Source organism: Pseudomonas avellanae BPIC 631 (assembly GCF_000444135.1).
Taxonomy (GTDB): domain Bacteria; phylum Pseudomonadota; class Gammaproteobacteria; order Pseudomonadales; family Pseudomonadaceae; genus Aquipseudomonas; species Aquipseudomonas avellanae.
This window is the reverse complement of sequence record NZ_ATDK01000275.1, coordinates 1-11,341: the sequence shown is the minus strand read 5'-3', so window position 1 is coordinate 11,341 and position 11,341 is coordinate 1. Positions and strand designations below refer to the sequence as shown.

Genomic DNA, 11,341 nt, shown 5'->3' with positions numbered 1-11,341 from the left:
TCGGGCCGGAAACGGAGCCGGGATTTTGCTTACTTTGATCCTTCAAAGTCAGTCGCCGAGGGGCGAAAAGGTGACTCAAGTCGAGCCGGAAGCTCACTGAATCGCAGAGTTGTGTGACGCTCGTATCAACGCTCTGCGTTTCCTTCTCAACTGCCCTGCAACGGGGTGGCATCCTGAAAGAAGTAATCCTTCCACGACGCGGGCTTGTTCTTGATCGCGCCCACGCGGTACAGGAACTCGGCCAGGGGGTAGGTGTTCTTCGGCGTGATGGTGAACTGAAACTCCGGCTGGTCAATGATCCTGAGCAGCTCGGCGCGGTCGATCTTCGCTTTGGTGACGCGCAGGTAGGTATCGGCTGCGGCACCAATGTCCTTGCTGACGAAGGCTTCGGCTTCGCTCAGCGCTTCAATGAACGCCTTGTAAGTCTTCGGATTCTCGTTACGGAATTTCTCGGTGGCGAACAGCACCGTGGGTGAGTTCGGGCCGAACAGATCATAGGTATTGAGCACCACGTGCACGTTGGGGTTTTTCAGTTCCTGGTCCTGATACGGCGGGTTGGAAAAGTGCCCGGTCAGCTCGGTCCCGCCCGCAATCAGGCTGGCAGCCGCGTCCGGATGGGGCAGGCTCAGGGTGTACTTGTCCAGCCGTGCGTATTCCTTGTCGCCCCAGAGTTTGGCAGCGGCGAATTGCAGGTAGCGTGACTGCACTGAAACACTGACCGCCGGCACGGCGATGCGGTCCTTTTCGGTAAAGTCGGCAATGGTTTTGACGTTGGGGTTATTGCTCACCAGGTAATACGGGAAGTTACCCAACGAAGCGACCGCTTTGACGTTCTGTTTGCCATGGGTGCGGTCCCAGATGGTCAGCAACGGGCCTACGCCGGCACCGGCAATGTCGATGGAGCCCGACAGCAGCGCATCGTTGACCGCCGAGCCACCGGACAATTGAGTCCAGTCCACCTTGATCTCCAGACCATCTTGCTTGCCGTGCTTCTCGATCAGTTGTTGATCGCGCACCACGTTGAGCAGCAGATAGACGATACCGAACTGCTCGGCAATGCGAATTTCGCCTTCAGCCTGTGCGCTGGCAGGTGCGACCAGCGTGCCGGTCAACAGTGCGGCACCCAGGCCGATGGCGGCTGCCAGGCGGCTCAAGCGGGGTAGAAACAGGGCGGGTTTTGACATGCGCAGCTCCAATACGGGGATGAGGTTTTTTGCAGCATATCGCTATATAAAACATTATTTAAATAACGTTAAGGCATAAACATAGCTCGCATGTTCAGCTTGCCAAGCCACTAGGGCCACGCTTTCTAATATTCTGATTTTTTATAATTAGCTTATAAGTAAATGTGATTTTTAATTGATTTGTGATGCGCCTAGTCTTGCTGATCGTTTGCAGTCTTTCAGGAGCAACACCATGAGCAACGTCAGCGCTTTGCCGATCCAGCCCGATACCACGCCGTCAGGTGGCGGCAGTGTGCGCGACCGGGTTTCGCCACAGGAATGGGAGGTCCGGGTCAAGCTGGCGGCGGCGTATCGTCTGGCGGCGCTCAAGCGCTGGACCGATCACATCTACACGCATTTCTCGGCGCGGGTGCCGGGGCCGGACGAACACTTTCTGATCAACGCCTTCGGCCTGCTGTTCGATGAAATCACGGCGTCCAACCTGGTCAAGGTCGATATAGACGGCACGATTGTCGATGACCCGACCGGATTGGGCATCAACTACGCCGGTTACGTGATCCACAGCGCCATTCACGCGGCGCGTCATGACCTGCAAGCGGTGTTACACACCCATACCCGTGACGGTATTGCAGTGTCGGCGCAGAAAAACGGACTGCTGCCGATTTCCCAGCACTCCATTGCCTTCTCCGGGCGCGTGGCCTATCACGGCTACGAAGGCATTGCGCTGGACTTGAGCGAACGGGAACGACTGGTCGCCGACCTGGGTGACAAGAGCGTGATGATCCTGCGTAACCACGGGTTGCTGACCGGTGGCGTCAGTGTCGAACATGCCTTTCAGCAGCTTCATGCCCTGGAGTACGCCTGCAACATTCAGATCGCCGCGCAGTCGGCGGGCAATGACGAACTGGTGTTCCCTCCGCAGGAAGTCATCGCCAGGGTTGAAGAGCAGGCCAAGGTCATCAAGGACGGGCATGGGCCGGGGGTTGCACGGCACTGGAATGCATTGATTCGCGAGCTGGAGCGCAGCGGCACCGATTACCGTGACTGAGCCTGCAATGCAGTGATGCGAGGCGCCGAGGGTTGGTGTAGTGTGCGCACCCAAAACAAGGGGCGCACACATGCACGACCTGCTGAACGAAATCCTCGATGAAGTAAGACCCTTGCTCGGTCAGGGCAAGGTGGCCGATTACATTCCGGCACTGGGCGGGGTGCGACCTGATCAGTTGGGTATCGCGGTGTATGGCAACGACGGCCAGGTGTTCAGCGCCGGTGACGCCGAGACGCTGTTTTCGATTCAGAGCATTTCCAAGGTGTTCAGCCTGGTCCAGGCCATCGGCCATTCCGGCGAAGACATCTGGCAGCGCCTTGGCCACGAGCCTTCCGGCCAGCCGTTCAACTCGTTGGTGCAGTTGGAGTTCGAGCAGGGCAGGCCGCGCAACCCGTTTATCAATGCCGGTGCACTGGTGATCTGCGACATCAATCAGGCACGTTTTGCCGCGCCGTCGTTGTCGATGCGCGATTTCGTGCGTCGTCTATGCGGCAACCGGTCGATCACCTCCGATTCCAAGGTGGCCGAGTCCGAGTACCAGCACCGTTCGCGCAACGCGGCGGCGGCTTATCTGATGAAATCCTTCGACAATTTCCACGGCGATGTGGAAGACGTGCTGCGCAGCTATTTTCACCACTGTGCGCTGAGCATGAATTGCATCGATCTGGCGAAAGCGTTCGGTTTTCTGGCCAGCCAGGGTTTTTGCGCCCACAGTGGCGTGCAGATCCTCACCGCACGCCAGGCCACGCAGGTCAATTCGATCATGGCCACCAGCGGTCTTTACGACGAAGCCGGCAACTTTGCCTACCGCGTCGGCCTGCCGGGCAAGAGCGGGGTAGGCGGCGGGATTGTGGCGATTGTGCCGGAGCGCGCTTCGGTCTGTGTGTGGTCTCCTGCGTTGAACGCGGCGGGCAATTCCCTTGTCGGTATGGCTGCGCTGGAAAAACTCAGCGCGAGGGTCGACTGGTCGGTTTTTTGAAGTAAAAGCCTTTTAAGGTAAAACGTCTTCTGAAGTGAACAGTGCTTTGAAGCGCGAATCTGTCAGGAGTCATGGATTGAACAGAAGGCTATGCAAATCGCTCATGCTGAGCGTCGGGCTGCTGGTACTTGCCGGTTGCGGCACCCAGCGTGTTCAGGAACCTGAACTGAGCCCCGAACAGGCGCGCGCGAAGATCGTGCGGCTGATACCTGCCACTGTCACGGATCGACAGGCCTGGGCGACGGATATCCAGGCCGCGTTCACCGCGCAGAAAATTCCGCTGAGCACTGAAAACCTGTGTTCGGTAATAGCTGTAACCGAGCAGGAATCGACCTTTCAGGTTGATCCGGCCGTGCCGAACATGGGCCGTATTGCGCGTGCCGAAATCGACCGACGCGCCGCGCGGCTGCATATTCCCAACGCCTTGATCGCCACCGCGCTGCGCGTGCGCTCGCCGGATGACAAGACCTACGGCAAGCGGCTCGATTCGGCTCATACCGAAAAAGACCTCAGCGCCATTTTTGATGATTTCATCGGCATGGTGCCGCTCGGCCAGACGTTGTTCGGCAACTTCAACCCGGTCAAGACCGGCGGTCCGATGCAGGTCAGCATCGCCTTTGCTGAAAAGCACGCCGAGGATTATCCCTACACGGTTGATGGTTCTATTCGGCGCGAGGTGTTCACTCGTCGTGGCGGTATGTATTTCGGCGTGGCCCACTTGCTCGGTTACCCGGTGAACTACACCCAGTCGCTGTACCGTTTCGCCGACTTCAATGCGGGTTGGTACGCCAGCCGCAATGCGGCGTTCCAGAATGCGGTCAGCCGCGCGACCGGCATAGAACTGGCGCTCGATGGCGACCTGATCCGTTTCGACTCCACCTCGCCCGGTTCCACTGAACTGGCTGTGCGTACCCTGGGTAACCGGTTGGGCATGAACAAGTCGCAGATATGGAGCCAGCTCAAGCAGGGCGATACCCTGGAATTCGAAGAGACCGATCTGTACAGCAAAGTGTTCGCGCTGGCGGACCGGGCCGCGGGCAAGCCATTACCACGGGCAATCCTGCCGGGCATCACCCTGAAAAGCCCGAAAATCACTCGCAACCTGACCACCGCCTGGTTCGCCGAACGCGTAGACGACCGCCGCGAACGCTGCGTGCTGCGCGCGCCGAAGGGAGGGTGAGCGATCACACATCTGCGCCGCGCCGCATTATCAAGACCGGACGCAGAGCGTCCAGAGCGTCGCACGATAGTGGTCGAGGTTGAGACTATCGTTCCTCACGCTCTGCGTGGGAATGCCGTTCTGGACGCTCTGCGTCCGATTTTGAGGGTGCGACTTGGCGAGAAATCTTGGGGTTTCAGCCCTCTATTCAAGGCTCTTCAGGACTTATTTGACGTATGCCTGTTTTAAAACGCTTCACGATTTTCCTGCAGCAAGCCTTGCGGGCCATGCATCTGGTCTGGACCACTTCCCGTGCGCTGTCCGTCGGCTTGATCCTCGCCACGCTGGTTGCAGGCTTGTTGCCTGCGCTGGCCGCCTGGCTGGGGCAGCGCATCGTCGATGCTGTGGTCAGTGCCATGCAATTGCACGCCAGCACGGGTGACGCGCCGTTATGGCCGGTGTTGCGCTATGTGTTGCTGGAGGCGGGCGTGCTGGCCCTGCTGGCCGGTGCGCAACGGGGGCTGTCGGTGCAGCAGGCGCTGTTGCGGGTGCTGCTTGGGCAGAAGGTCAATACGTTGATTCTGGAGAAGGCCCAGACCCTGTCACTGTCCCAGTTCGAGGATTCGGAGTTCTACGACAAACTCGTGCGCGTCCGGCGCGAGGCCTCGACCCGTCCGCTGGCGCTGGTGACCAAGTCCCTGGGCCTGCTGCAAAACCTTATTTCCCTGATCAGTTTCGCCGTGCTGCTGGTGCATTTTTCGCCTTGGGCGCTGCTGATCCTGGTGGTGGGTGCGCTGCCGGTATTCTTTGCCGAGGCGCATTTTTCCGGCGATGCATTTCGGCTGTTCACTCGCCGCGCGCCGGAAACCCGTCGGCAGAATTACATCGAAACACTGCTTTCCCACGAAGGCTATATCAAGGAGGTCAAGCTGTTCGGCTTCGCACCACTGCTGCTTAAACGCTATCGCGACACCTTTGAACGGCTGTACGCCGAAGACCGCCGATTGACCGTGCGCCGTGACGGCTGGGGCTTTCTGCTCGGCTTGCTGGGCACCGCTTCGTTTTATCTGGCCTATGCCTGGGTGGTGGTCGATGCCGTGCACGGGCGGATCACGCTGGGTCAGATGACCATGTACCTGGTGCTCTTCAAACAGGGGCAAGCCGCGGTCAGCAGCAGCCTCAGCGCGATCAGCGGTCTGTACGAAGACGGACTGTATTTGGCTGATTTATACATCTACCTCGGCCAGCCGGTCACCCCGCCAACAGGCAGCCTCACCCAGGGCGCTCTGCCCGGTGACGGCATGCGTTTCGAAAATGTGAGTTTCACCTACCCCGGCACCAGTCGTGCGGCGCTGGAAAACATCGACTTGCACCTGGCACCGGGTCGCAGCGTGGCGTTGGTGGGCGAAAACGGTTCGGGCAAAACCACCCTGATCAAGCTGCTGACGCGGCTGTATCAACCCGATCAGGGCCGCATACTGCTCGATGGCAGTGATCTGCAGGAATGGCAAGAAGACGCGCTGCGTTCGCGCATTGGCGTGATCTTCCAGGACTTCATCCGCTATCAGTTTCTGGTCGGCGAGAACCTCGGTGTCGGCGATACCCAGGCGTTTCATGATGAAACCCGCTGGCGCGAAGCCGCGGCGCAGGGCATGGCCGCGCAGTTCATCGAGCAGCTCGACAAAGGCTACGCCACCCAGTTGGGCCGCTGGTTCGCGGGCGGTCAGGAGCTGTCCGGCGGGCAGTGGCAGAAAATCGCCTTGTCACGCGCCTACATGCGCCGCGACGCCGATATCCTGATTCTCGATGAGCCCACTGCGGCACTGGATGCTGGCGCAGAAGCCGCAGTGTTCGAGCATTTTCGTGAATACGCCAGGGGCCGCATGACGCTGCTGATTTCCCATCGTTTTTCCAGCGTGCGCAACGCCGAGCACATCGTGGTGCTGGAGCACGGTCGGGTGCTGGAGCGCGGTGATCATGACAGCCTGATCGCCGCCGCAGGGCGCTACGCCGCGCTGTTTGATCTTCAGGCACAGGGTTATCGTTAGATAAAAAGTGTTGCAGTGCATGACCAGTCGGCGTTTTATGGGAGCCCTGTTTCACACCGCATTCTTCTGAACCGATCGGAGACATCGATGCAATTTCGTAAATTGGGCAAAACCGACCTGTCGGTCAGCGCCATCTGCCTGGGCACCATGACCTGGGGCGAACAGAACACCCAGGCCCAAGCTTTCGAGCAGATCCGCATGGCTAAAGAGGCCAGGGTCAACTTCCTCGACACCGCCGAAATGTACCCGGTGCCGCCGCGCAGCGAGACCTACACCAAGACCGAAAGCATCATCGGCGAGTACTTCAAAAAGTACGGCGACCGCAGTGACTGGGTGCTGGCCAGCAAGGTCGTCGGCCCCGGCCGCATGGAGCACATCCGCGATGGCAATCCGCGCCTGGACCGCAAGAACATCACCACCGCGCTTGAGGCCAGCCTCAAACGCCTGAACACTGATTATCTGGACCTGTATCAGTTGCACTGGCCGGATCGCAAGACCAACTTCTTCGGCGTGCTGGGCTACACCCATGACCCGGATGACAAGGCGGTCGAGATCCAGGAGACCCTGTCGGTACTGGCGGATCTGGTCAAGGAAGGCAAGATTCGCCACTTCGGGCTGTCCAACGAAACACCGTGGGGCACCCAGCGTTTTCTGCACCTGGCCGACACCCTTGATCTGCCGCGTGCCGTGTCGATCCAGAACCCCTACAACCTGCTTAACCGCACCTTCGAGGTCGGCCTGGCAGAGATTGCCATTCGCGAACAGATCGGCTTGCTGGCTTACTCGCCACTGGCGTTCGGTGTGCTGGCAGGTAAATACCTGGATGGCGCACGCCCGGCCGATGGTCGCCTGACCCTGTTCGAGCGCTTTCAGCGTTACAACAACCCGCAGACCGTCAGCGCCACAGCGAAGTACGTAGCACTGGCCCGCGAACACGGTCTGGACCCGTCGCAGATGGCCCTGGCCTACGTCACCAGCCGCCCGTTCGTGACCAGCAACATTATTGGCGCAACCAAGCTGGATCAACTCGAGATCAACCTGAAGAGCATCGACGTCACGCTGTCCGATGAGGTCATCGCAGCAATCGAGGCCATTCACACCTCGCAGCCCAACCCTGCGCCGTAACCTGAACCAGCAATAACCTGCACTGAACTTACGTTCAGCCTCGTCAGTCAGCACTAGGGTGCTTACTCCGAGGCTGAATTCAGATGCATATCTCACTCAAGCAACAAGTCGCAATTGTCACCGGCGCCAGCTCAGGGCTGGGCGCGGGTGCCGCGCGTGCGCTGGCGGACGCCGGTGCAGCGGTGGTGATCAATTACAACTCCAAGGCTGAACCTGCCGAGAAGCTGGCTGAAGAGATTCGCGCAGCGGGCGGTCGCGCGCTTGCTGTCGGGGCTGACGTGTCGAAAGAGCAAGATGTCGAGCGTCTGTTTGCGCAGACCATCGAGCACTTTGGCGCACTGGACATTCTGGTCGCCAACTCGGGCCTGCAGAAAGACGCAGCCATCGTCGACATGAGCCTGGAAGACTGGAACACCGTCATCAACGTCAACCTGACCGGGCAGTTTCTTTGCGCCCGCGCTGCGTTGCGCCAGTTCATCAAGCAAGGCATGCGCCCGGAGGTATCGCGGGCGATGGGCAAGATCATTCACATGAGCTCGGTGCACCAGTTGATCCCGTGGGCCGGGCACGTCAATTACGCCGCCTCCAAGGGCGGTGTCGACCTGCTGATGCGCAGTATTGCCCAGGAAGTCGGCGAGCTGAAAATCCGCGTCAACAGCGTTGCGCCGGGTGCCATCCGCACGCCGATCAATGCCGACGCGCGCAAGGGCGACGCCGAAAAGGAAATGCTCAAGCTGATCCCTTACGGGCGCATCGGCGAGCCGGAAGACGTCGCCAATGCCGTGCTGTGGCTGGCTTCCGATGCCTCGGATTACGTGCACGGCACCACCCTGTACATCGATGGCGGGATGACCCTTTATCCGGAGTTCCGTGGCAATGGCTGATCGTCCCCAGGAAGCACAAAACCGGATCGAAGACCACGGCATCATCGGCGACATGCGCAGCGCTGCGTTGATTGCCGACACCGGCAGTATCGACTTCTGCTGCTGGCCAGACTTCGACAGCCCGTCGATTTTCACCGCGTTGCTGGACACACCCGACGCCGGGATCTTTCAACTGGCGCCTGACCTACCGGACGCCAGAAGGCTGCAGATCTATCTGCCGGACACCAATGTGCTGCAAACGCGCTGGATTTCCGAGCAGGCAGTGGTGGAAGTCACTGACCTGATGCCGATCGGTGAGGATCAAGACGACCTGCCGCGCATCGTGCGCCGGGTTCAGGTGCGTTTTGGCGAGGCCACGATACGCATGCGTTGCCGCGTGCGCATGGACTACAGCCGTGCCGACACCACCGCGCGCGTCGATGGTCAGGACATCTGTTTCGAGGCCCAAGGGCAGCCGGGCATGCGCTTGTCAGCGGCTACGCCGTTGCACCTGGAACAGCACGACGCCGTCGCCGAGTTTCACATGCACAAAGGCCAGACTATCGAGTTCATTCTGGGTGGCATCGACGACCCGAATGTTGCCGCAGGCAAGTGCTCGCGTTATTTCGACGATACCCTGAAGTTCTGGCAGCGCTGGGCCGGGCAGTCGCAATACAAGGGCCGTTGGCGCGAAATGGTCACCCGTTCGGCACTGGCGCTCAAGTTGCTGACCTCGCGCAAGCATGGCGGCATTGTGGCAGCGGCGACGTTCGGTCTGCCGGAAACCGAAGGCGGCGAGCGCAACTGGGATTACCGCTACACCTGGATTCGTGATGCCTCATTCACCGTGTACGCTTTCATGCGCCTGGGTTATACCGAGGAGGCCAATGCCTTCATGGGCTGGGTGCGTGAGCGACTGGACGACTGCTGCGAGCAGACCGAGAAGCTCGGCATTCTATATGCCCTTGACGGCCACGCAGAACTGCCCGAGGAACACCTCGATCACCTGACCGGTTACGGCGGCGCGCAGCCGGTGCGGATCGGCAACGAGGCGTACAAGCAGGTTCAGTTGGATATCTACGGCGAATTGATGGACGCCGTGTACCTGGCCAACAAGTACGGCGACGCGATCTCCCATGACGGCTGGCAGCACGTTGTACGCCAGGTCGATTATGTGTGCGAACACTGGAATGACCGCGACGTGGGTATCTGGGAAATGCGCGGTGGCGATCAGCACTTTCTGCACTCGCGGCTGATGTGCTGGGTCGCGTTGGACCGGGCACTGCGTCTGGCCTTCAAACGTTCACTGTCAGGGCCGTTCGAGCGCTGGAACAAGGTCCGTGAGGATATCCAGAACGATATCTGGGACAACTTCTGGAACGAAGAACTCGGTCATTTCGTGCAGTACAAAGGCAGCCGCAACCTGGACGCCTCTATGCTGCTGATGCCGCTGGTGCGCTTCGTCGGCGCCAATGACCCGAAATGGCTGGCGACGCTGGACGCCATCGAGGCCGCGCTGGTGCGTGACGGAATGGTGTTCCGCTACCGCAACGATGACGACCATGATGATGGCCTGGCAGGCGAGGAGGGTGCGTTCGTGGCCTGTTCGTTCTGGTATGTCGAATGCCTGGCCCGCGCTGGTCGGGTAGAGCAGGCGCACCTGGAGTTCGAGCAGTTGCTGCGTTACGCCAACCCGCTGGGTTTGTATGCCGAAGAGTTCGACGGCCACGCCCGACATCTGGGCAACACCCCGCAGGCCCTGAGTCATCTGGCGCTGATCAGTGCGGCGAGTTTCCTGGACCGTAAACTGAGCGGCGAACAGGCGCTTTGGCAACCCTGAAGGGTGTCGGTGTGGGTGAATGAACCGCTGTCTGGCGGCGTTCATTCACCCTGCCGTTTCAAACTGCAGATCTTCCCTCAGGGCACTGACGCAGAAGTCGACGAACGACCTTACCTTGGAAGAGCCGCGGCGGCCCTCCGAATAGACGACATGCACCGGTTCGGGAGCGATTTCGAAATCTTCCAGTACGCAAGCGAGTCTGCCGTTCTGCAGGTGCTCGCGTATCTGGTAGTGCGGCACCTGAGTGAGCCCCCAGTGCTGCAACGCGGCGTTGATCGACGCCTGGAAGGACGTCAGGCTGAGCCTTGAGGCGACATTCACTGAATGGTCCTGACCATCGACTCGGAACGCCCAGTGGGGTGGCCGTTCCGGGGCCGACGTCGAGACTGTGGAATGTAGTTGCAGATCGTCAGGGTGCTGGGGCGTGCCATGCTGCGCCAGGTAAGCACGCGATGCGCAGACCATGCGCCGCACGCTGCCGACAGGGATGGCTGTCAAGGATGAATCACGCAACGCGCCAATCCGCACCGCCACATCGACCCCCTCGTCGAGCATGGACACGACCCGGTCCACCAGAATGGCGCGAATATCCACTGCCGGGTACTCGTTGAGAAAGCGGGTCAATACCGGCGTGACATGCAGCGCGCCGAACATTTGCGGTGCGGTGACCGTCAATGTGCCGGCTGGCAGCGCATGCACACCCGCTGCGGCGTTTTCCGCTTCATCCAGGTCGGTCAGCAGGCGGCGGCAATCCTCCGCGAAGCGTTGCCCGGCCTCGGTGAGGCGCATGTTACGGGTGGTGCGCACCACCAGCAGAATGCCCAGCCTGCTTTCCAGACTGGCCACTGCGCGTGTCACGGTAGCGGTCGACAGCCCAACGTGCCGGGCGACACCGGTGAAGCTGGTCTGCCCGGCCAAGGCGGCAAACAGCGTCATTTCCTGAATGCGATCCATCGTGAGCGTTCTTCGTACCGAAATGTGTTCGGGACTCTAGTGTGCCGTCTCAAAATTAACTTCTCTCATGCCTGCGTGCTCATTGCCGCGCGGGCTCGCTGTATTTTGTTCAAAATATCTTCTCCCTTAGCGTTCCAAACG

Annotated in this window: 9 protein-coding genes; 7 read left to right on the top strand and 2 right to left on the bottom strand. The window is 60.0% G+C overall.

All coding sequences use genetic code 11. From position 1 onward, the window contains the following. Nucleotides 1-146: 146 nt before the first annotated feature. Nucleotides 147-1,184 carry an ABC transporter substrate-binding protein gene (locus DW49_RS0116220; RefSeq protein ID WP_005617558.1) on the bottom strand — a complete coding sequence of 346 codons (1,038 nt, stop codon included), beginning with the start codon at nt 1,182-1,184 and terminating at the stop codon, nt 147-149. Between the two features lie 232 nt (nt 1,185-1,416). On the opposite strand from DW49_RS0116220, the gene DW49_RS0116215 reads away from it, so the two are divergent. From DW49_RS0116215 to DW49_RS0116185, 7 genes are all read left to right on the top strand, one after another. Then, nucleotides 1,417-2,232, top strand: coding sequence for a class II aldolase/adducin family protein (locus DW49_RS0116215; protein WP_005617559.1), 816 nt, complete (start codon nt 1,417-1,419; stop codon nt 2,230-2,232). A 70-nt stretch (nt 2,233-2,302) separates the two neighbouring features. Next, nucleotides 2,303-3,211: a glutaminase B gene (glsB, locus tag DW49_RS0116210; protein ID WP_005617560.1), complete on the top strand. Its 909-nt coding sequence runs from the start codon at nt 2,303-2,305 to the stop codon at nt 3,209-3,211. A gap of 103 nt (nt 3,212-3,314) precedes the next feature. Then, a complete protein-coding gene (locus tag DW49_RS0116205) occupies nt 3,315-4,391 on the top strand; it encodes a DUF1615 domain-containing protein (protein ID WP_024420576.1) in 1,077 nt (358 codons plus the stop codon). Between the two features lie 215 nt (nt 4,392-4,606). Further along, the gene (locus DW49_RS0116200; protein WP_005617564.1) at nt 4,607-6,418 is read left to right on the top strand and encodes an ABC transporter ATP-binding protein; all 1,812 of its coding nucleotides are present in this window, start codon (nt 4,607-4,609) and stop codon (nt 6,416-6,418) included. 87 nt (nt 6,419-6,505) lie between these two features. Next, nucleotides 6,506-7,543 (top strand): NADP(H)-dependent aldo-keto reductase, encoded by a 1,038-nt coding sequence (locus tag DW49_RS0116195; protein WP_005617566.1) that lies wholly within the window; start codon nt 6,506-6,508, stop codon nt 7,541-7,543. An 83-nt stretch (nt 7,544-7,626) separates the two neighbouring features. After that, nucleotides 7,627-8,427, top strand: coding sequence for an SDR family oxidoreductase (locus tag DW49_RS0116190; RefSeq protein WP_017683021.1), 801 nt, complete (start codon nt 7,627-7,629; stop codon nt 8,425-8,427). Next, complete coding sequence (locus DW49_RS0116185) at nt 8,420-10,246, top strand: glycoside hydrolase family 15 protein (RefSeq protein ID WP_005617570.1); 1,827 nt, start codon at nt 8,420-8,422, stop codon at nt 10,244-10,246. The genes DW49_RS0116190 and DW49_RS0116185 overlap by 8 nt, the downstream gene beginning before the upstream one ends. A gap of 45 nt (nt 10,247-10,291) precedes the next feature. On the opposite strand, the gene DW49_RS0116180 is transcribed toward DW49_RS0116185, so the two are convergent. Beyond that, a complete protein-coding gene (locus tag DW49_RS0116180) occupies nt 10,292-11,200 on the bottom strand; it encodes a LysR family transcriptional regulator (protein WP_005617571.1) in 909 nt (302 codons plus the stop codon). Nucleotides 11,201-11,341 lie beyond the last annotated feature (141 nt).